General features: G+C 63.5%; 17 protein-coding genes and 2 CRISPR repeat arrays (1 of these 19 cut by a window edge). Of the genes, 5 read left to right on the top strand and 12 right to left on the bottom strand.

Annotated elements, in window-relative coordinates:
* Positions 1 to 545: a CRISPR direct-repeat array (repeat unit 29 nt; unit sequence CGGTTCATCCCCGCTCCCGCGGGGAACAC); it reaches 522 nt to the left of the window's first position.
* A 64-nt stretch (positions 546 to 609) separates the two neighbouring features.
* The 11 genes from cas2e to CDO46_RS01460 form a co-directional block, all read right to left on the bottom strand.
* Positions 610 to 909, bottom strand: coding sequence for a type I-E CRISPR-associated endoribonuclease Cas2e (gene cas2e / locus CDO46_RS01520; protein WP_087836809.1), 300 nt, complete (start codon positions 907 to 909; stop codon positions 610 to 612).
* The gene (cas1e, locus tag CDO46_RS01515) at positions 909 to 1,796 is read right to left on the bottom strand and encodes a type I-E CRISPR-associated endonuclease Cas1e (RefSeq protein ID WP_087836823.1); all 888 of its coding nucleotides are present in this window, start codon (positions 1,794 to 1,796) and stop codon (positions 909 to 911) included. Before cas1e ends, cas2e begins: the two co-directional genes overlap by 1 nt.
* 72 nt (positions 1,797 to 1,868) lie before the next feature.
* Complete coding sequence (gene cas6e, locus CDO46_RS01510) at positions 1,869 to 2,528, bottom strand: type I-E CRISPR-associated protein Cas6/Cse3/CasE (RefSeq protein ID WP_087836808.1); 660 nt, start codon at positions 2,526 to 2,528, stop codon at positions 1,869 to 1,871.
* A gap of 1 nt (position 2,529) precedes the next feature.
* The gene (cas5e, locus tag CDO46_RS01505) at positions 2,530 to 3,243 is read right to left on the bottom strand and encodes a type I-E CRISPR-associated protein Cas5/CasD (protein ID WP_087836807.1); all 714 of its coding nucleotides are present in this window, start codon (positions 3,241 to 3,243) and stop codon (positions 2,530 to 2,532) included.
* Positions 3,244 to 3,246: 3 nt separating this feature from the next.
* Positions 3,247 to 4,344 carry a type I-E CRISPR-associated protein Cas7/Cse4/CasC gene (cas7e, locus tag CDO46_RS01500; protein ID WP_087836806.1) on the bottom strand — a complete coding sequence of 366 codons (1,098 nt, stop codon included), beginning with the start codon at positions 4,342 to 4,344 and terminating at the stop codon, positions 3,247 to 3,249.
* 59 nt (positions 4,345 to 4,403) lie between these two features.
* Complete coding sequence (gene casB, locus CDO46_RS01495) at positions 4,404 to 4,907, bottom strand: type I-E CRISPR-associated protein Cse2/CasB (protein WP_087836805.1); 504 nt, start codon at positions 4,905 to 4,907, stop codon at positions 4,404 to 4,406.
* Complete coding sequence (casA, locus tag CDO46_RS01490) at positions 4,907 to 6,535, bottom strand: type I-E CRISPR-associated protein Cse1/CasA (RefSeq protein ID WP_176400635.1); 1,629 nt, start codon at positions 6,533 to 6,535, stop codon at positions 4,907 to 4,909. The genes casB and casA overlap by 1 nt, the downstream gene beginning before the upstream one ends.
* 238 nt (positions 6,536 to 6,773) lie before the next feature.
* Positions 6,774 to 9,530, bottom strand: coding sequence for a CRISPR-associated helicase/endonuclease Cas3 (locus CDO46_RS01485; RefSeq protein WP_087836803.1), 2,757 nt, complete (start codon positions 9,528 to 9,530; stop codon positions 6,774 to 6,776).
* 531 nt (positions 9,531 to 10,061) lie between these two features.
* Positions 10,062 to 10,304, bottom strand: coding sequence for a type II toxin-antitoxin system RelE/ParE family toxin (locus CDO46_RS01475; RefSeq protein ID WP_217896287.1), 243 nt, complete (start codon positions 10,302 to 10,304; stop codon positions 10,062 to 10,064).
* Positions 10,305 to 10,330: 26 nt separating this feature from the next.
* On the bottom strand, positions 10,331 to 10,516 hold the full coding sequence (locus CDO46_RS01470; RefSeq protein ID WP_254914540.1) for a CopG family ribbon-helix-helix protein: 186 nt from the start codon (positions 10,514 to 10,516) through the stop codon (positions 10,331 to 10,333).
* Between the two features lie 223 nt (positions 10,517 to 10,739).
* Positions 10,740 to 12,172: a CRISPR direct-repeat array (repeat unit 29 nt; unit sequence CGGTTCATCCCCGCTCTCGCGGGGAACAC).
* 556 nt (positions 12,173 to 12,728) lie between these two features.
* Positions 12,729 to 13,307 (bottom strand): nucleotidyltransferase domain-containing protein, encoded by a 579-nt coding sequence (locus tag CDO46_RS01460; protein ID WP_254914539.1) that lies wholly within the window; start codon positions 13,305 to 13,307, stop codon positions 12,729 to 12,731.
* Between the two features lie 478 nt (positions 13,308 to 13,785).
* Between CDO46_RS01460 and CDO46_RS01455 the strand changes: the two genes are divergently transcribed.
* Entirely contained in the window at positions 13,786 to 14,556 is a 771-nt protein-coding gene (locus CDO46_RS01455; RefSeq protein WP_087836799.1) for a phytanoyl-CoA dioxygenase family protein, read from the top strand.
* Between the two features lie 2 nt (positions 14,557 to 14,558).
* Here CDO46_RS01455 and CDO46_RS01450 read toward each other — a convergent pair whose 3' ends face one another.
* Positions 14,559 to 15,470 carry a LysR family transcriptional regulator gene (locus CDO46_RS01450; protein ID WP_087836798.1) on the bottom strand — a complete coding sequence of 304 codons (912 nt, stop codon included), beginning with the start codon at positions 15,468 to 15,470 and terminating at the stop codon, positions 14,559 to 14,561.
* A gap of 97 nt (positions 15,471 to 15,567) precedes the next feature.
* Between CDO46_RS01450 and CDO46_RS01445 the strand changes: the two genes are divergently transcribed.
* The 4 genes from CDO46_RS01445 to CDO46_RS01430 all read left to right on the top strand — a co-directional run bounded on the left by CDO46_RS01445 (position 15,568) and on the right by CDO46_RS01430 (position 19,384).
* Positions 15,568 to 16,692 carry a muconate/chloromuconate family cycloisomerase gene (locus tag CDO46_RS01445; RefSeq protein ID WP_087836797.1) on the top strand — a complete coding sequence of 375 codons (1,125 nt, stop codon included), beginning with the start codon at positions 15,568 to 15,570 and terminating at the stop codon, positions 16,690 to 16,692.
* Positions 16,693 to 16,717: 25 nt separating this feature from the next.
* Positions 16,718 to 16,996 carry a muconolactone Delta-isomerase gene (gene catC / locus CDO46_RS01440; RefSeq protein WP_087836796.1) on the top strand — a complete coding sequence of 93 codons (279 nt, stop codon included), beginning with the start codon at positions 16,718 to 16,720 and terminating at the stop codon, positions 16,994 to 16,996.
* Between the two features lie 47 nt (positions 16,997 to 17,043).
* Positions 17,044 to 18,027, top strand: coding sequence for a tripartite tricarboxylate transporter substrate binding protein (locus CDO46_RS01435; RefSeq protein ID WP_087836795.1), 984 nt, complete (start codon positions 17,044 to 17,046; stop codon positions 18,025 to 18,027).
* An 82-nt stretch (positions 18,028 to 18,109) separates the two neighbouring features.
* Positions 18,110 to 19,384, top strand: a complete 1,275-nt coding sequence (locus tag CDO46_RS01430; protein WP_087836794.1) for an O-acetylhomoserine aminocarboxypropyltransferase/cysteine synthase family protein — start codon at positions 18,110 to 18,112, stop codon at positions 19,382 to 19,384.
* Positions 19,385 to 19,425: the final 41 nt, after the last annotated feature.

Here is a 19,425-nt window from a genome sequence, read left to right as displayed (position 1 = left end):
GCGTTGGAGGTGTTTCCTCGAGGCGACCGGTTCATCCCCGCTCCCGCGGGGAACACTCGCGGACATAGCCGCGGCGAATGTATTCCTGCGGTTCATCCCCGCTCCCGCGGGGAACACGGTCCACCCTGCCGTTACGAGCTGGCCGCCGGCGGTTCATCCCCGCTCCCGCGGGGAACACCGACCACCCGATAAGGCAAAAGATCGCGACGACGGTTCATCCCCGCTCCCGCGGGGAACACGGCTGCGCCCCCTTCTCGGTTGCAGGTGTGCGCGGTTCATCCCCGCTCCCGCGGGGAACACGGTGTTGAACAGGAGAAACCCTGGGTTCTGGCGCGGTTCATCCCCGCTCCCGCGGGGAACACATAACCTCGGTTGTCGGCGTCATGTTTGCGTACGGTTCATCCCCGCTCCCGCGGGGAACACCCAAGAGCGGGGAGCGCGATGCTCGCAAAGAACGGTTCATCCCCGCTCCCGCGGGGAACACGCGAACACGCGCAGCGTCTGCGCATCGCCCATCGGTTCATCCCCGCTCCCGCGGGGAACACACCAAACACAACCGACTGTTTTCAAAAGAAAAAATCGGATGCCGAAAACCCACCAACTTTCTTGTTAAAGAGCCGACCCCTCTGGCGGCATGAACGCAACCAGCCTCAACCCATCGTAGTCGATCGGTTCCCGGCGGTTCGCCCCAAGCGTCTGGAAGTCATAACCGGACTCGCTGTTGCTGGCCCAGGCCATCACGACGTTGCCGTCTTCATGCCCCGCGTCGAGCTGCTGCCAGATCATTTCCCGCGTGCGCCGCGAGACGTCACCGATATAGACACCGGCTCGGACCTCGAGCAACCAGATGGCCAATCTCCCCCGCAATCTTGGCGGGACGTTTTCGGTGACGACCACAAGGAAGCTCATCAGCGGCTCCGATGTCCGACGTCGCCATCGCTTTCCGGATTCGGAATGGCTGGAGGGACGGATTCAGGAGGAGCCTCGGGTGGCAGGATGCCGCCGGCCGCGAGTACATCTTCGATCAGCGGAATGATGCGTCCGAGCAGTTTGTCCGACCGGAACAAGTCCCGGCAGGCCAGACGCACCTCGCGCTCGGGCGCTTCGGGGGATTTGGCCGCGATGCGAAAGGCGAGCGGTACCACGGTTTCGAATTTGTACAGGTCGGCGATGTCGTAGACGAAGGAGAGCGGCTTTCCAGTGTGGATGAAGCCGACCGCCGGCGCGTATCCCGCCGCGAGCACGGCAGCCTCGGTGATGCCATACAGGCAGGATGTGGCGGCGGACAGGCAGCGATTGGGAATGTCCGCGGCATCCCACTGCTGGCGGTCATAGTTGCGGGCCTGCCAGTTCACCTTGAACTGCTGCGCCAGGAGCTTGTAGGTGCCACGCACGCGCGCGCCTTCGATGCCGCGCAGTTGCTCGACGCTGCGCCTGGCGGGAGCCGGTTCGCCGAATCGGACTTCGTACATCTTGCGTACGACTTTCAGGCGCAGGTCGTCGTCCAGCGCAAGCTTGGCCTGGTAGAGCAGGCGGTCGGCTCGTGCGCCGCCGGGCTGTCCGCTCGAATACAGACGCACGCCGGACTCGCCTACCCAGACCAGCAGCGTACCCACGGTGGCGGCAAGGTTGACCGCCGCGTGGGAAATACGCGTGCCCGGTTCGAGCATGATGCACGCCACCGAGCCGACCGGAATGTGTTTGCGCACGCCGGTCTTGTCTATGAGGACGAACGCTCCATCCAGCACGTCGATCTGACCGTACTGGACAAAGATCATCGAAATGCGGTCTTTCATGGGCAAAGGCTTGAGGGGCGGAAGCAAGTGATTGCCGGCCATGCCCACCCCCTCACACGTTCAGGAGAACCGTCATAGCGGCCTGCGAACAAGCATCAGGCCGCACCCGAAGGCCTTGGCATGCCCCAGCCCCGATGTCAAGGTAGCCGCGAAGGCTTCGGGATCGGTCACACGCAGTCCCCCACGAAAATCCACGGAGCTGAAGCGGATACTGTCCGCCTTGCCGACATGCTGGGTATAGCCGTCCACGGACAGCCCCACCTCGTCGATCAGAAAGCCGTGCTGCCCACCCTGCTGGTTGAGCCACGCGGTACATGCGGATCGCACCAGCGAATAGCCCGACGCTCGCTCCGAGCCTTCCTCCTTGGCCCGCCGCTTGGCATCCATCACCACATCGTGGCGGCGACTCTTGCCGTCCTCGTGCTTACGGGTGACCACGGGGTTGGCTCGTAGTTCGAACTCCAGCTCGTCACCGGCTTGCAGCCTGGGAGCATAGGGCCGCGTTTTCACGGACCAGGCGTCGCTGAAAGCCACGGGAGGACGCTTGGAGACCACGTAGAAACGCATGGCCTGCCCCTGGTCCGCCCGGCGGAAGATATGGTCCCGGGCCGAGCCGGCTTCGGAAGGGAAAAAGCGCCACAGCCACTGGTGCTCGGCATAGACCCCCGGGAACAACTGGTGCGTGGCCTCGTTTTCCCGGCCCGGCGTGGGGGTGATGACACTGAAATGCATGTCAGGCCTCCTGGGGCAGCATCGCTACGTGCTGAGTGCGTTCGCCGTACTGCCAGGCGCCCCGATGAATCAAGCGGTCACGCTGGCGAACGGTCAAACTGGATTCGACGCCCGGTGTCATGCCATCGCACCAGGTCAGCTTGAAGGGGCGACGGGTCGATCCGTCCGCGGCGTGCGGGTACCCGGACAATGCGGCCAGCACGTCGTCGACGTCCATCAGGCAAGGCGCCATGGGAGCCTCGAGCGGGCACGATTTTCGTCCCAGGTAGGGCACGAAAGCTGGAGTCAACAAGGCCTGGCGCAAGGCATCCAGCGGGTAAGGCGCCTCGTCGTCGGCCTGGACGGCGACGCGATACCGGACGCCTTGCACGTGATCGCGCGTGGACAAGATGGTGTTCAACTCCGTTCTGCGAAATGCCAACTCATCCTTGCGAGTGGCATGCCGCGTTCCCTTGAGCTGGCTGCGCGAAGCGACCTGTGCGGTATGGTAGTCGCGCAGCATCGGACCGCAGGCATACACGCCGACCGCCATCAGGTAGTGCCGGTGGACAGCCTGGATCTCCTCTTCCTGATCGCGTCGCAGACCCAGTGCCGCGCACAGCAAGCCCGCCAGGGCCGAGACCGTGGGAAGGTCGTGCGTGCCCCGGTATTCGCCGACGGCCGCTTCTCCCCAGGACGCCATGGCGCCTTGCAGTTGAAAGACCAGGTACGCCATGGCTCAGTCCTGGATGAAGTCGATCAAGGCTTGCAGCGAACCCGTGCCCGCATCGGTATCCATCGCCAGGCTGGCATCCGAGCAGGCACCGTAGGTCTTGTCGAAATTCGCGCGCTGCTTCTGCAGGGACTCGATGGCCTCGGTCAGCATCGATCGATCGTCGCTACCCTGCACGGGCCGCAGGAAAGCCTGAGAAAGACTGCGTGGCTGCTGAGCGCCCTTCTCCGCCAGCACGTAGGCGGCATAAGCTCGCGAGGCATAGCTGTTCTGCATGCCGGTGGGGCTCACTTTGGCGATGGCCTCCAGCAAGGAAGCCATCGCCCGGTTCGCCAGGGTCTTGTCGCCTTGCAGATTTTCTTGCAGCAGCGTGCGGTTCACGCACACGTACAAATAGAATAGGCCCGCACCGTAACCTCGTTCGCCAATGTGACCCGCCCCAGTGTCCGTGTCCAAATCATCCACGGCGCTGAAATAATCGTCTTCGACTTCCGCACGGTGCACCGTGAAAGCGTGCGCAACCTGCACGGCCGCATCCACATTGAACTCATTGGCACTGGCAAGCATGCGGCCGAACATGGAAACGTCCACGGCAGTAGCGTCCTTGCTGAGTAGATTGAGCTCGGCGGCCTCGGGGCCTTTACCGCGCTGAACACAACTCGCTGCCAATTGCAGCGCAGCCTGTCGCTCCGCAGGTGAAACGTGCACGATCTCCTTGATCTGCAGCAGTTTCTTCAAGTCCGGTTCCTGCGCGCCTTCGCCGTCGGCTTTCTTCTTCTTTGACTCCGGCTTCTCGACTTCCAGGGAGCCGAAAGCGGCGGCGATCTGGCGGGCCCACTCCAGGGCCTTCTGCGCATCCAGCCCCTGGGCCAGCATGGCGTCATGCACGTCTTTTCCAAGCAGGCGGGTACGCGTTCCCAGGTGTTCTCCCACCGCGGCCTGGAACAGATCGGAGGTACGCCAGGCGCGTTTGAGGCTTTGCGAGGAGACCCGCAACCGCAAGGCGCCCCCCATTAGCGCCGTCTTGGGGCGGCCCGTGTCGTCGCGGTTCAGGTTGGCGGGCGCATAGTGAGTCAGGATATGCAATTGGATGAAGTCGGACATGGCGTTCCTCTGTACAGCGCAAGTGGGATGAAGCGGATGGGCGAGTGGGCAAGGCTGGCCTAGTTGGGCCAGCGGTAATAGTCATACGCCCAGGCGCGTTTCACTTTGTCGCCCCAGAACACGACATCGCGGGCGAGCAGAACCGGGCATACGAGACCATCGATCAAGGGCAGCATCCGACGCAGCCCCGTGAACAAAGCTTCGTCGTTGTGTGCATCGAGCAGTCGGCGAAAACGTAACTCGCTGACGGCATTGCGATCAGAGCCCGCCACACGCTCGCTCATGGCCAACGGCAAGGCAAGGCGGCCGACGGGCTGCTTCAGACGCGCCATCAACGCGCAAGCCATGGCCAGGCGATCGGCGCGTTGATTACTGAACGCTCCCGGATGAAGTTCCTCCAACTGGTGGCGCAAGCGATGCACTGCGGGGCACATGATGGCATCGAGCACCGAAGAAGCTCGGCGCAACTGCGCTCGCCCCCCTTTGTCGTATTCGTCCAGATAGGCCAGCCAGCGCCGGATGGATTGCCCTTCGGGGCTATCAGAATTCAGGGTCAAGGGCATCACGCCTCCTGCTCATGCTGGGTTTTGGACTGCCTGTTTGCGGCGGGCTTTGCAGGCTCGACAGGCAGGTTCAGTGTTTTCCTCAGTTTTTCGCCGAACATGGTGGCGCGCAGCAATTTGTTGGCCGCCGCAACGCGGCGCGGATTGCTGCGGTCGATTGCTCCCGCCCCGACGAACACGTCATCGAACAGAGCAAAATTGGCCTGCTGCAATGTGTTCAGCCACGACTGGCCAAGCCCTTCCAGATCGACGTCGCTCGCCCCCGAACGGATGGCGTGGATCAGTTGTCGGAGCAGTTCATAGAATGCCGCTTCGGTTCGGTTCCAGAACGCAGCGTCCACCGCGCTGTAATCGCCTCGGGCCTCGCCGCTGAACCAGGCCGTCTTGACAGCACTGCGCAGGACATAGACGCTATCCCTGGCGCCAGCCAGCCAGCTTTGAAGAGTGAATTGCAAACGCTTGATTTCACTCGGGCCGCAATCCTCAAGGCTGTACACGGGCAATCGCGCTTCGTACCAGCATCGGGCCTTCATGTTGTCCATATCGAAACCAAAGGCCCACAGACTGAGAGTGGCTCCCGCCTGGCGCTCCCTGTGGCTGGTTCGGAAGTGGGCCACCACACGGGCCGGACGCTGGGAGGCCTTGTCATCGCTCACTCCCACCAGCCAGGGCAGCCAATGGCGATAGCCGAATCCCCCGGGTTGCGGATGCAACGGCAGCCAATCGCCCTTGAGCTGATAGTAGGGCGACAGCACATGATCCCAAGGCCCCTTGTAGTTGAACCCATAGGGGGCCGTGGCATATTGGGTCAGCAGCCCGGAATGGGTCCGATGGCAGATGTCGCATGTGCCTTCGACGGTACTGTCGAAATCCAGCCTGATCCGCCGCGGCATCGCCCAGAAGATATGCATGGGATGGGTCTGGACGGGATTCGTCTCGCCCTGATCGGGTTGGATCGCCTCGACCGGCGCCAGCCATGGGAAGGTAAAGTGCGGCGCGAACTTCTTGATGTCGCCGCCGTGCGCATCGCGTTCCGGCGGTTCCATGACGTTCAGCCACAGATCGTGCCACAGCGACCTGGCCGGTTCGCAGGCCAGCAAGGTCGTCAGCGGCCCCCCACCTCGCAAGCCCGTGCGGTGTCCGGCGCCCCCCGCGGGAGCGTTGATCTGCAAGGTCAGCAAGGCCGTTATCGCGCAGTGCGGGCAAAGGCGCTCGATGCGGCCACGCTTGACGAAATGGTCGCTGTTGTTCTTGATCGCGTTCTCGCCCGGGGAATCGATCAACAGCCCCGAGATTCCGAAATCGGCCTTGGCCGCCAGCGCGTGATCCTGCATGAAACGCGCGCCGTCACCGTCGTAGGTAAAATAGGCAATGTTGCCTTCCCACCAGGATTGCAGCTTGCTGGCGTCGGGAGGCGAAGCGAACCAGCGCTCCCAGTCGCGAGCCTTGTTCAGGGGAGCGTGCGTGGACAACAGGCCGATGGCGAACTGAGCCAGGGCACCGTTGAAATCCGCGCGATCCGCGTCGAAGGCGATCAGGTCCGGGGACGTCAGCTCGCTGGGGGCGATCCAGCGGCGCTTTCCTGAACGGTCGCGTACGGGCATCCATGCATCGGTTAGCAGTGACATCGCACTCCCCCCTATCTTGAACAATGGAGGCATTCTAGACACGCACTCTCGATTCGTCAACAGAAACTAAGTATGCGTTGCTCGAAAATATTTGAGGAGGGGGCGATATCCGAGAGTGCGATAATTAGGGGATCCCCTACAGCAGGCGAACACACAAGGGGATGAACCGTATGCGTTGCTACGGGCAAACTGTTCCCCGCACGAGCGGGGATGGAACGAGGGTGTCCCCTACCCTCGTTCACTCTCTCCCGAACGGGAGTGCAAGCAACCCGAACCTCCCGTCATAAACCCACTGTCGCACCACCAACTTCTCGTCCCCCTCCCTCCCCATAGCGCTCCCCACCCAATCGCCCCCCACCCGCTCCAAAACCAGCAACACCGACCACTTCCCCTGATCCGGCAACGTCAACCGGGCGGCTTCCCAAACCTGCAAGCGCTGCGGGTCTTCCGGCGGAACGGCTTCCGCGACCAACCGTTCCGGCACCCGTACCGTGCTGTAGGACCAGGCATGCCGGAGTTGCTCGTGAACACTCCATGGCACCACGCGATCACCCTCCCACCTGCACAGCACCACGTTTGCACTGGGCTCGCCCAAACGCGTGGGGGTCTGCGCATCCGACCACCAGTGCTCTCCTCGCCAGACATAACCGACATCCAGCTTGATGGTGTTTCGATGCGCGTGAGAGGCCTCGCTGCTCTCCGCGCCGATCGCCTCATTGGCCGTGAACTGCAGACCAGCCGGCATTTCCACGTCCTCCGCGAACACGCCTTCGATCAACCGCCGCGCATCGGCAGGCATGCGCAGTTGGCCTTCCTGCATGAAGCGGGCCGTCCACCACAACTGGCCATGATGGCGATAGACCTTCACCGACTTGGGGAAGGCATCCTTGAACCAGGTCGAACCGGGCTCCTCCGTCCAGGCCGGCCCCAACACCCACAGGCACGGCTGATCGCGGCCATCGGGTTCAGCGGAATCGGCCAGGCGATTGCCCCATGCGTCGCGCCGATGGCGTTGCAGGCGACCCGCCCGCTGGATGAGACGATCGATGGGTGCCAGATCGCTGATCATCCAGTCCCAGTCGGCATCAAGTGATTGTTCGGCGACCTGCGTCGCGATGACCAGCCGTCCGCGGCGCTGTTCCGCGGTGCTGTACGCGCCAAAGTGATCCAGGACGCGCGCCTCCATGTCCAACCGATCGCGCAAGGTGAAGCGCGCATGAAAGAGCATGAGATGCTCTGCGTCCAGCTCATCGGCGAACAGCGCATGGGCGGCCATGGCATCCGCGACCGTGTTGCGCACCCAGCAAACACAGCGCCCCGCCGCCAGCGCACGGCGGATGCCGGCAACCACCTCGTCCTGGTCCGATACGTAGCGTATCTTCACCGTCCGGCTGACGTCCGCCCGCGTTTCCACGCAACGGGTCGCCACCTGCCGCGGCTGGTCCGCGCGCCAGCTCGTGATCAGGGGATAGTCCGCCTCGACGGGTAACTCGGGTGGGTCGTGACGACAGCCCGCCGCGAACGCCGCCAGCAAGGCACGCTTCATGCGCTCGGGCAACGTGGCAGAAAGCAGGATCGCGCTGCCGCCCGCCGACGCATGCGCGCGGAGCAGGACCTCCAACACGCCCTGCATGTAGGCATCGCAAGCATGAACCTCGTCGATGATGAGTACCTTGCGGAACAGGCCCAACAGCCGCAAGGACTGATGCTTGCCCTGCAGCACCGCCATCAAGGCCTGATCGATGGTGCCCACGCCAGCCGGCGCCAGCAGCGCGCGCTTGTTGTGGTCGGCCAGCCAGGCAGTGCAACGGGCCGAGGCCGTTTCATCCCCCTGCGCCTGATCGTGCTCGGCGGGCCCGGGACTCAGGACCGAGGCGGCAAAGGCCTCCACCAGTTCGCGCTGGCCGTTCGCCAGCACCAGGCTGGCCAGGCCCTCGAATAGCCGGACATAGAAATGACTCAGGCGGCCGTACATGGCGTTGGCCGTGGCCATGGTGGGCAGGCCGATGAAGAAACCGTCTGCCGCCCCGGCACTCATCAGCCGGTGGGTCAGCATCATGGCGGCCTCGGTCTTGCCCGCGCCGGTGACGTCTTCCAACAGGTGAATCTGCGGACCGCCGTGCAAGGAAACCTCGCTCGCCCAGGCTTGCAATGGAGACGGTTGCGTCAACGCTGGGAACAACTCGATGAAGGTGGCCCGCTGGCGGGCTTCGACAGGCAGAACACCGATAGCTTCACAAGCGTCGGCAGCAAGCTCCTGCGCCCGCGTCCAATACTCCGCAAGCGAAACCTCGTCGTCCCGATACGGAAAATAATCCTGGTTGGAGCCGACCCAATCCGCAAGTACTGCCACCCCGGCTATCCACCAGGAGAGCTCACGGCTGGCGTCCTCGAACGCGTCGACATCGACAAAACAAGGAGCTTCCCAATCCATGTCCGCGAGAAACAATTCGCGCATGTGATCGACGAATTGCCGAATGGCCCGATGATCGTCCGGATTCACGAAGTGGGGCCAGGGGTTCTCCACGCTCTCGGAAGGAGGCTGGCCATGATGGCCAGTCACTGCGCGCACCCAATGATCAATCGCGCGCATCAGCGAGACGCTGTTGGGACCGAACCAGCCCTCGCCGATCGCTTCGCCCTCCAGCACCGACGACCAGTAGACCAGCCCAAGCGTATCGTGCCGGATCGAATAGCCATGGCGGCTTTCCCGGCCCTGCAGCTTCAGCAGGATATCGTTGCGCTGGCCCTGAAAAGTCGTGGCGAACTTGCCCAGATCGTGCAGAACGAGCCAGAAAGCGACCCACCCTTCCAACTGCTCGGCGTTCATGGCCAGGCGGGCACAAAGCAGGCGGCGAAGCGACGAAGCGCGCCGGAGATAAGCGACGCCACAAGCGGCCACGTCCAGGCAGTGGTATGGCAACAGATGCCAACCGATCGAACCGTTCTTCGACGGCTTCGCTTTCCCCCAGTATTTCAGCGACAGGTCAGCCATGACTACACGATGCGGAGACTCCGTTTTTCATTACGCCATCAAAGGGCCGCATGACGGCGGCGAGGGCATGACGGTTCAATGATGGTTTTTCATCAAGATAACATTTTGATAAAAGCGGATACAAATCGGGTTATCCCGGCAGGAGCTAGCCAGCCACCAACGGATTAGAGACCGCAAGATGGCTTATCGCCGTCTTGGGATTGCGGGGTAGAACGTGCGAACAGAACAGAGTGTCCCGCCTCGTCGTGGACTCTGGACACCGTCCTACTATTCATCCAGAGCGGAATACGCCACACGAGCCCGTCACCAGATGATTCCCAAGCCTGCGGCTTCGCAAAGATCGCCCAGGCGGCGAACGGGATATCCGATTGGCCGCCGGTCCAACGGCGAACGGTACGACTGTCGGATAGGCCGACCAGTTGGGCAGCCTCGGCGCCAGTCAATCCTGCCGGGCCGTTGGAGGTTACAGCAAGCCGGCTTCGTTATTTGTCCCGGACTGCCCGCTCACGCAGAGAACTTCTTCTCAATACCCTACTTCTTTTTGAGGGCGCACAGCCAAATGGACGCGGTTTCGCCATGCAATCGATATAGGACAACATAGCCGCGTTGCCCGAAATCGATAAGCCATTCACGAAACTCCGCGTCCATGTCTTTGATCGGACGACCGACGCGCGGCTGCTTGGCAAGCATCCCCACCCCGGTGCGGATTGCTTGTACGGCACGTCGCGCGGCGCTTATATCCTTCTGCGCGTGAAAGCGATATAGGTTCTGCACATCGTCTAGTGCCAGTGGCGTCCATATCACTCGTGGCACTTGGGTGGCTCCGCATCCTCACCCGCTTCGAGCTTCGCCAGCCAGGCATCCGCTTCTTCAAGCGTCACGTGCAATCCGTTGGCCTGATAGTCATTCCATGCACGCATCGCATCCTGCTTGAACGCCTCGCGCTTTTCTTCGCGCTCCACGTACTGCGTGATTGCTTCGCGCATGATCCAGTGGGCCGAACGGTCCCGCTGATCTGCAAGGCGATGTATGCGAGCTTTCAAGTCGTCATTGAGCTTTGATGGTCTTGGCCATGATGGGATGTATATTCGAAGGTAATACTAGTGAATACCATAATCCTTGTGCGAGTGTCCGTCTACGGCGTGTGGCAGTGGCTTATGCTGGCTCACGCACAGAAAGGGCCACGGACAAGACTCTGGCCATATGGATCGGTTCATCCCCGCTCTCGCGGGGAACACGGGTTGTCACAAGCAATCGTAAGTGCTTGATTCGGTTCATCCCCGCTCTCGCGGGGAACACGTGCTCGCCCGCTTCAACGCGGAACGGCTGGACGGTTCATCCCCGCTCTCGCGGGGAACACGGTCAGCGCCCTGCTGTTCTCCCAGCGATACAGCGGTTCATCCCCGCTCTCGCGGGGAACACGCGATTTGGTTCCCCGCGATTTGGCCGGAGATCGGTTCATCCCCGCTCTCGCGGGGAACACGTCGAAGCGTTCGCCGGCGGCGCCGCGCTGTTCGGTTCATCCCCGCTCTCGCGGGGAACACGCGGACACATTCCCGAAGGTCATGCGCACGTGCGGTTCATCCCCGCTCTCGCGGGGAACACGGAACCGGTTGCGATCGTGACCTCGGTCCCGGCGGTTCATCCCCGCTCTCGCGGGGAACACGCCTGTGTCACCAAGGCTGGCGAATATTTCAACGGTTCATCCCCGCTCTCGCGGGGAACACGCAGTCACTTTTCTGGTACTTCAGGATTTCATCGGTTCATCCCCGCTCTCGCGGGGAACACGGCGTGTCGCTGACCGCCCTGGGCGCCATCGCCGGTTCATCCCCGCTCTCGCGGGGAACACCTCACCGAGCACCGCGCCGTGGTCCTGCGTAGCGGTTCATCCCCGCTCTCGCGGGGAACACCCACACCGCATCGCGCCAATTGAATTCCCACACGGTTCATCCCCGCTCTCGCGGGGAACACGCGACTTCGGCTCGATTCGCACATCCGATAGCCGGTTCATCCCCGCTCTCGCGGGGAACACACCGATGCCGAAATCGAGGAAATCGTCCGCCGCGGTTCATCCCCGCTCTCGCGGGGAACACGTGGCCTGTTCGGCCCAGCTGATCGGGTACGGCGGTTCATCCCCGCTCTCGCGGGGAACACAAACACCGCGCGCACGTCATCATTCAAGTTGACGGTTCATCCCCGCTCTCGCGGGGAACACTCATCAAACGCCGCCGGGAGAACGTGCGCCGGCGGTTCATCCCCGCTCTCGCGGGGAACACGATTTCTACGTGCAGTATTCCAATTTCCGTCACGGTTCATCCCCGCTCTCGCGGGGAACACCTGGTGTTCACGATGTAGGTCATGTCGGTCCTCGGTTCATCCCCGCTCTCGCGGGGAACACTGCGGCCTCCACCTGCTCGTTGCGCCGGCGGGCGGTTCATCCCCGCTCTCGCGGGGAACACGGGAGGCCATGGCTGCGGAATGGGAGCGATGACGGTTCATCCCCGCTCTCGCGGGGAACACATGGGGTTCACCGGCATGGAGCGTGCGCTGTACGGTTCATCCCCGCTCTCGCGGGGAACACCTAGAAGCAATGGGGCAGGCGTTCGATGAAACCGGTTCATCCCCGCTCTCGCGGGGAACACACCAAACATAACCGATTGTTTTCAAAAGAGAAAATCGGACGCCAAAAATCTACCAACTTTCTTCCAGGAAACTCAACTCGTTAGAAAGCCGAAAGAACAGGCTTCAACTCGTCATGTCAACCAGACATTGCAGCTTATTTCTCAGCGGACAGAACCTAGCGGAGCAAGGGCATCGACCTTGTCAGCCACTACCTGGCACGCCGCCACAAGGTCTGTGACGATCCGATCATCGACACTCAAATCTCCTTCATACTCACCGAGATTACGGATGTCGTGACACTTCGAGAGCACTCGCCAGACCGCCGGTCCGAGACCCAATGTGTGGGGTAGCAATTGGAAAACCAGATAGCGATTTGTTGACCGATACCCGTTCCATCGCAGCGCAGCCAGGCAAAGTGCGTGGGCGGCGTTGTAGGCCAGATCGAAACGGCTCTCGATGGACAGGGACGAATTGAGTGCGTCCTTCAGCCTCGCATGACCTGACCTCTTCAAGCCGTCGAATTCCTTGGCGTCCGGCGGCTCCGCCTTGAGCGGCTTGCCTGGGCCGGTCAGGCTCTCAAACGGGGAGGTCGTCGGGGCCTCCCAGGATCCAGAGCTTGGGCTGATCCAGCACTCGGGAAAGGAAAGACTCCTGTACGGTCACCCGCTTCAAGAATTCCGCGCGAGTCAAGATAGTGGGGTTCACTGGCCGCCCCAGTGTGTGGCTTGCCTCTTCCAATGCTTCAAAGACATCTCCGTAGCTCACGTCATCGCTCACAAGCATAAGATCAATGTCGCTTCGCGCCGTGTCCATTTTCTTCGCAACAGAACCGTAGACAAACGCCGCGGTGATTCGACGCTCCAGAGGCCGAAGAGCACTGCGCAAAGGTTCTGCCAACCCTATCGTCTTCTGCACGATCGCACACAGTTCCTCAAAAATCGGGGAGTCTGGGTTGGCCTGATAGTGCTTTTGATTGCCAACAGCCTTGACGGTGACCAGGCCGCTCTGAGCCAAGGCCGCCAACTCACGCTGAACCGCGCCGGAGCCACTGGCCACGATTCCCATCACCTCGCTGGCATAGAAACTGCGCCAAGGCTGGCCGAACAGCAATCCCAACACGCGCTGTTTGGTTCGAGGGAATAGGGCATCGGCCAAGTTAGAGTGCATGGTGAAGCAAAACATACCCATATTGGGAATGAATTTACCCAATATGGGTATTTAATTCAAGGTATTTCTACAGGCGAATTGGCTACTGCACAAATGCACCCTTGGCCAAGATCAGGCATACACCCGAGTAACCTCCCCACTCTCGCGGGGAACACCAACCAACCCTAAGCACTTGTTTTAAAAAGAAAAAACCGTCCTCACAAAATCCACCGTTTTTTTTCAACGATCCACGCCGCCCAACAGAACAACCGCTGTCATCGCCAAACCATCATACTCAACCCGCCCCGCTTCTATCCAATTCACGCGCGCCGATCGGGACTCGTCCTCCCTTCAAACCCACGCTGGACCGCCAGCCCGCGAAAACCCAGCCCGCCAGATCCAGCAGACGGGCAAGGGCGCAAGCGTTTTTCGAAGGAATTCAGCGTATCCTAGGCAGCTGATTTTTCTTCTTTTGTGTTAGAGCAGCATGGCTAGCCTGTCACGCGATGAACAGATCGCGGCACTGCGCCGGGATGGTCTGGTGGTGGTGCGCAATTTCCTGGATGACGACGCCTGCGCGGCGCTGCTGCAGATCGCGCGCGCGCAGCTCAATGCCCATATCGAGCCCATCGAGTACGAGGCGGACCTGGGTTATCCGGGCGCGCCGACTTCGCGCGAGGCCGAGGGCGGGCGGACGGTGCGGCGGCTGCTGGATGCGTGGTCGCGCGACGAGGCCTATCGGCAGTACGCGACCTGTGCGCCCATCCGCGACTGGATGGCGGCGTACTTCGGCGAACCGGCCAAGCTGTCGCTGGCCCATCACAACTGCGTCATGACCAAGCATCCGCGCTACGGCACGCTCACGGGCTGGCACCGGGACTTCCGCTACTGGTCGTTCCAGCGCGACGACATGGTCTCGATCTGGCTGGCGCTGGGCGACGAAGTGGACCGCAACGGCGCGCTGCACCTGGTGCCGGGATCGCACCGGGAAAGCTTCGATGCCTCGCGCTTCGATGAACGCAAGTTCTTCCGCGACGACCTGCCCGCCAACCGCGCGGTCATCGAGCGCGCCATCGTGCCGGAGCTGCATGCGGGCGATGTGATGTTTTTCCACTGCAATACCCTGCACGCGGCCGACCGCAACGCCACGGACGAGGTGAAGTTCTCGGCGGTGTTCACCTACCACGCCGCCAGCAACCGTCCGCTGCCCGGCACCCGTTCGGCCGCCAAGGGCAGCATCAGCCTGGAAGGCGCATGAACCTAGCGCGCATGCGCGCGCAGTTCCTCGGCCGCCAGCTCATCGGCCAGCGCGCCGGCCTGCAGCAGGAACGGTGACCGGTCGTCCCGGCGGCGGCTTACGATCACCGGCGAGGTGAATCCGGGGCTGTCCAGCGGCACATAGACGATGTCTTCGCGCTGCAGGCGCTGCACCGACGCGGGCACCACGGTCACGCCCAGGCCGGCGGCGACCAGTCCGATGGCGGTCTGCAGTTCGTTGGCCTCCTGGACCACGTCCAGCCCATGGCCTGCCGCGCGGAACAGGCCCAGCACGTGATCGGCGTAGCTGGGCCGCGGCCGCGCCGGATACAGGATGAAAGGCTGCGCGGCCAACTCGGCCGCATCCACCCCGCGGCGCGCGCGCCGGGCCAGTGGATGGGCGCGCGCCACCACCGCGACCAGCGGCTCGGCCATCAGTACCTTGCGTTCGATGTCGGGGTCGTCGAAAAGAATGCGCCCGAAGCCGATGTCGATGCGGCCCGCCTTGAGCGCTTCCATCTGCTGCAATGTCGTCAGCTCCGACAGACCCACCTCGACGTGCCGGTCCGCGCCCCGCAGGCGGCGGATCAGCTCCGGCACGAATCCGTACAGCGTGGACGGCACGAAGCCCACGCCGAACCAGCGCCGTCCCTGCTGGCCCAGGCGCCGGGTGGCCTCGGTGATCTCCTGCAGGCGCGCGGTCAATTGCAGCGAGTGTTCGAGCAGGAAGCGGCCGGCCTCGGTCAATCGCAGCGATCGGCCGGTGCGCTCGAACAGAAGCACTCCCAGTTCGTCTTCCAGCGCGCGTATCTGGCGGCTGAGCGGCGGTTGCGCCATGTGCAGTTTCTCGGCCGCGCGCGTCACGTTCATTTCCTGCGCCACGGCCTGGAAGTAGCGGAGTTGCCTGACGTCCATCGATACCTTCAGGGTATTGAAAACGCCAAATATAGTCTTGGACTCAGGAAAAATCGAATCCCATACTGGCTTCCCGAACCAAACAAACCGGAAAAGTATGGTTTTCCCACGTATCGAGTCGATCGAGGCCATCCTGGTCGACCTGCCCACCATCCGTGCCCATCAGTTGGCGATGACGGTCATGAACGTGCAGACGCTGGTCATCGTGCGCCTGCGCTGCTCCGACGGCGCGGAGGGGCTGGGAGAAGCCACCACCATAGGCGGGCTGAGCTACGGCGAGGAAAGCCCCGAAGGCATCAAGCTCGCCATCGACACCTACCTGGCCCCGGCGCTGCTGGGGCAGGATGCCTCGAACGTGCTGGCCGCCGCTCGGCGCATGAACCGGGTGGCGCGCGGCAACACCTTCGCCAAGTCGGCGCTCGAGACGGCGTTGCTCGACGCGCAGGGCAAGCGGCTGGGCGTACCGGTCTCGAAGCTGCTGGGCGGCGCCGTGCGCGACGCCGTTCCCGTGCTCTGGACACTGGCCAGCGGCGATACCCGGCGCGACATCGAAGAGGCCGAGTCCCTGCTGGCCGCACGGCGGCACGACACTTTCAAGCTGAAGATCGGCCGCCGCTCCGTGGCCGAGGACGTGGCCCACGTGTGCGCCATCAAGCAGGCGCTGGGTACGCGGGCACGCGTGACCGTGGACGTGAACCAGGCCTGGAGCGAGTCGCAGGCGGCCACCGGCATCGCCCGGCTGGAAGCGGCCGGCGTGGATCTGATCGAGCAGCCGCTTCCCCGCGCCCATCGCGCCGGCATGGCCAGGCTGGCCGCGCGTTTCGTCGTGCCCATCATGGCCGACGAGGCCGTCCACAGCCCTGAGGACGCCATGGACCTCGCCCGCCTGGGCGCAGCCGACGTGCTGGCCCTGAAGATCTCCAAGTCGGGCGGCCTCTACGACGTGCTGCGCACCGCCGCCGTCGGCGATGCCGCGGGCATGGCGCTGTACGGCGGCACCATGCTCGAAGGCAGCATAGGCACCGTGGCCGCCGCGCACGCCTTCGCCACCCTGCCCCGTCTTGAATGGGGCACCGAGCTGTTCGGCCCCTTGCTGCTGGTGGACGACGTCGTCCAGCAACGTCCTGCCTATCAGGAATTCTCGATGACGCTGCCCACCGCGCCGGGGCTGGGACTGGCGCTCGATGAAGAAAAACTGACGCGCTACCGCCGCGACCGTTGAAGCGCCCTATCACCAGGAGAGTCACATGTTGTTCCTCGTCCGCATGGATGTCCGCCTGCCGCCCTCCATGCCCAAGGAAGAAGCCGATGCGCTGAAGGCCACGGAGAAAGCCTATTCCCAAGGCCTGCAGCGGCAGGGCAAATGGCCGCACCTCTACCGCGTGGTGGGGGAGTACGCCAACTACAGCATTTTCGACGTGGCCGACAACGACGAGCTGCACACCCTGCTGTCGTCGCTGCCGCTGTTTCCCTACATGGAGATCCACGTCACGCCGCTGGCCCGCCACCCCTCGTCCATTCACTGAGCGTCCCGGCGGCCCATCCGCATCTACTATCCATATCGGAGACAACGATGAAACCCCTGCACAAGACGACGTCCGCCCTGGCCCTGGCCGCCCTGTTTGCCCTGCCGCTCGCGGCGGCGGCCGCGGGCGACGGCTACCCGGACCACCCGGTCCGCTGGATCGTTCCCTTCCCGCCGGGCGGCGCCATGGACAACATCGCGCGCACGCTGGGCGAAGCCATGGGCAAGAGCCTGGGCCAGTCCTTCGTGATCGAGAACCGCGCGGGCGCCGGCGGCAACATCGGCGCCACCGCGGTGGCGCGCGCCAGGCCGGACGGCTACACCATCATGATCGTGGCCAACGGCATGGCGGTGAACCCCGCGCTGTATCCCGACATGGCCTACGACCCCGTCAAGGATTTCGCGCCCATTTCGCTGCTGGCCGTCGTGCCCAACGTACTGGTGGTCAATCCCCAGCGCATCCAGGCCAGGACCGTGCCGGAAGTCATCGCGCTCGCCAAGGCGCATCCCGGCAAGTACACCTATGCCTCGGCCGGCGTGGGAACCTCCATCCACCTGGCGGGCGAGCTCTTCGCCAAGATGGCCGGCGTGCAGATGCTGCACGTGCCCTACAAGGGCAGCGGCCCGGCGATCGCCGACATGCTGGGCGGACAGGTCGACTACATGTTCGACAGCATCACCTCGTCCAAGCCGCACATCGATGCCGGCAAGCTCGTCCCCATCGCGGTCACCACCAGCAAGCGTTCGGCCGCGCTGCCCAACGTGCCGACGGTGGCCGAGGCCGGCCTGCCCGGCTATGAACTGACGCCGTGGTTCGCCGCCTTCGCGCCGGCCGGCACGCCGCCCGCCGTGATCGACAAGTTGAACCGCGCCATGCGCGACGCGCTGAAGACGCCCAAGGTGCAAGGCACGCTGGCCTCGATCGGCGCCGAGCCCATAGGCGGATCGCCCGCCGAACTGCGCGACTATCTCGCCTCGGAAATCAAGAGCGGGCGCGAGTTGATCGAATCGCGCGGAATCAGGATGGAGTGATACGCGAACCCGGGGCTGTCTCCGAAGCGCATCCTCGCGCATAATGCGCCGTTCATCGAAGCGGAACTGCGGAGACAGCCCCATGAAAATAGAAACCCTGGCGGTACACGCCGGCTACAGCCCCGAGCCCACGACCCACGCGGTGGCCGTGCCCATCTACCAGACGGTCGCCTACTCCTTCGACAGCGCGCAGCATGGCGCCGACCTGTTCGACCTGAAGGTGCCGGGCAACATCTACACCCGCATCATGAACCCCACCACCGACGTGCTGGAGAAGCGCGTGGCCGCGCTCGAAGGCGGCGTGGGCGCGCTGGCGCTGGCATCGGGCATGGCGGCCATCACCTACGCGATACAGACCATCGCCGAAGCCGGCGACAACATCGTCGCGGCCAGCACGCTGTATGGCGGCACCTACAACCTGTTCGCCCATACTTTCCCGCAGCAGGGCCTGGAGACGCGCTTCGCCGACCCGTCCGATCCCGCGTCGTTCGCCCCGCTGATCGATGCGCGGACCAAGGCCATCTTCTGCGAGTCGGTGGGCAACCCGCTGGGCAACGTCACCGACATCGCCGCGCTGGCGGACATCGCGCACGCCCACGGCATCCCCCTGATCGTGGACAACACCGTCCCCAGCCCCTACCTGTGCCGGCCGTTCGAGCACGGCGCCGACATCGTCGTGCACGCGCTGACCAAGTACATGGGTGGCCACGGCAACAGCATGGCCGGCGCCATCGTCGACAGCGGCAAGTTCCCCTGGGCGAAGCACAAGGATCGTTTCCGCCGGCTGAACGAGCCCGACGTTTCGTACCACGGCGTGGTCTACACCGAAGCCCTGGGCGAGGCGGCCTTCATCGGCCGCGCGAGGGTCGTGCCGCTGCGCAACACCGGCGCCGCGCTGTCGCCCTTCAACGCTTTCCTGGTGCTGCAAGGCATCGAGACCCTGCCCCTGCGCATGGACCGCATCTGCGACAACAGCCAGGCCATCGCCCAATACCTGCAGGACCACCCCAAGGTCGGCTGGGTCAACTACGCCGGCCTGTCCGGCCACCCCGACCACCACCTGGCGCAGCGCTACATGGGCGGACGCGCCTCGGGCATCCTGTCGTTCGGCCTGAAGACCGGCGGCCGCGAGGCCGGCGCCCGGGTGCTGGATGCGCTCAAGCTCTTCACGCGACTGGTCAACATCGGCGATGCGCGTTCGTTGGCCACGCATCCCGCGTCCACCACCCACCGCCAGCTGGATGCCGACGAGCTGAAGAAGGCCGGCGTGAGCGAGGACATGCTGCGGCTGTCCATCGGCATCGAGCACCTGGATGACCTGATCGACGACCTGGACCAGGCGCTGGCCGCGGCCTGACCCGGGAACAAGGCAGCCCCAGGGCTGCCTGTTGCGACGGC

The organism is Pigmentiphaga sp. NML030171, assembly GCF_002188635.1.
Classification (GTDB): domain Bacteria; phylum Pseudomonadota; class Gammaproteobacteria; order Burkholderiales; family Burkholderiaceae_B; genus Pigmentiphaga; species Pigmentiphaga daeguensis.
Note: the sequence above shows the minus strand (reverse complement) of the source record. Positions and strands in the feature narration are given on the sequence as shown.

What these genes read in the sequence shown, in the direction of transcription:
- CDO46_RS01455 (WP_087836799.1), top strand. Translation starts at nt 13,786, where the DNA reads ATGGCTAGCCTGTCACGCGATGAACAGATCGCGGCACTGCGCCGGGAT.
- CDO46_RS01450 (WP_087836798.1), bottom strand. Translation starts at nt 15,470, where the DNA reads ATGGACGTCAGGCAACTCCGCTACTTCCAGGCCGTGGCGCAGGAAATG.
- cas5e (WP_087836807.1), bottom strand. Translation starts at nt 3,243, where the DNA reads ATGGCGTACCTGGTCTTTCAACTGCAAGGCGCCATGGCGTCCTGGGGA.
- cas2e (WP_087836809.1), bottom strand. Translation starts at nt 909, where the DNA reads ATGAGCTTCCTTGTGGTCGTCACCGAAAACGTCCCGCCAAGATTGCGG.
- CDO46_RS01470 (WP_254914540.1), bottom strand. Translation starts at nt 10,516, where the DNA reads ATGCGCGAAGCAATCACGCAGTACGTGGAGCGCGAAGAAAAGCGCGAG.
- cas6e (WP_087836808.1), bottom strand. Translation starts at nt 2,528, where the DNA reads ATGCATTTCAGTGTCATCACCCCCACGCCGGGCCGGGAAAACGAGGCC.
- catC (WP_087836796.1), top strand. Translation starts at nt 16,718, where the DNA reads ATGTTGTTCCTCGTCCGCATGGATGTCCGCCTGCCGCCCTCCATGCCC.
- CDO46_RS01485 (WP_087836803.1), bottom strand. Translation starts at nt 9,530, where the DNA reads ATGGCTGACCTGTCGCTGAAATACTGGGGGAAAGCGAAGCCGTCGAAG.
- casA (WP_176400635.1), bottom strand. Translation starts at nt 6,535, where the DNA reads ATGTCACTGCTAACCGATGCATGGATGCCCGTACGCGACCGTTCAGGA.
- casB (WP_087836805.1), bottom strand. Translation starts at nt 4,907, where the DNA reads ATGCCCTTGACCCTGAATTCTGATAGCCCCGAAGGGCAATCCATCCGG.
- CDO46_RS01430 (WP_087836794.1), top strand. Translation starts at nt 18,110, where the DNA reads ATGAAAATAGAAACCCTGGCGGTACACGCCGGCTACAGCCCCGAGCCC.
- CDO46_RS01445 (WP_087836797.1), top strand. Translation starts at nt 15,568, where the DNA reads ATGGTTTTCCCACGTATCGAGTCGATCGAGGCCATCCTGGTCGACCTG.
- cas7e (WP_087836806.1), bottom strand. Translation starts at nt 4,344, where the DNA reads ATGTCCGACTTCATCCAATTGCATATCCTGACTCACTATGCGCCCGCC.
- CDO46_RS01435 (WP_087836795.1), top strand. Translation starts at nt 17,044, where the DNA reads ATGAAACCCCTGCACAAGACGACGTCCGCCCTGGCCCTGGCCGCCCTG.
- cas1e (WP_087836823.1), bottom strand. Translation starts at nt 1,796, where the DNA reads ATGAAAGACCGCATTTCGATGATCTTTGTCCAGTACGGTCAGATCGAC.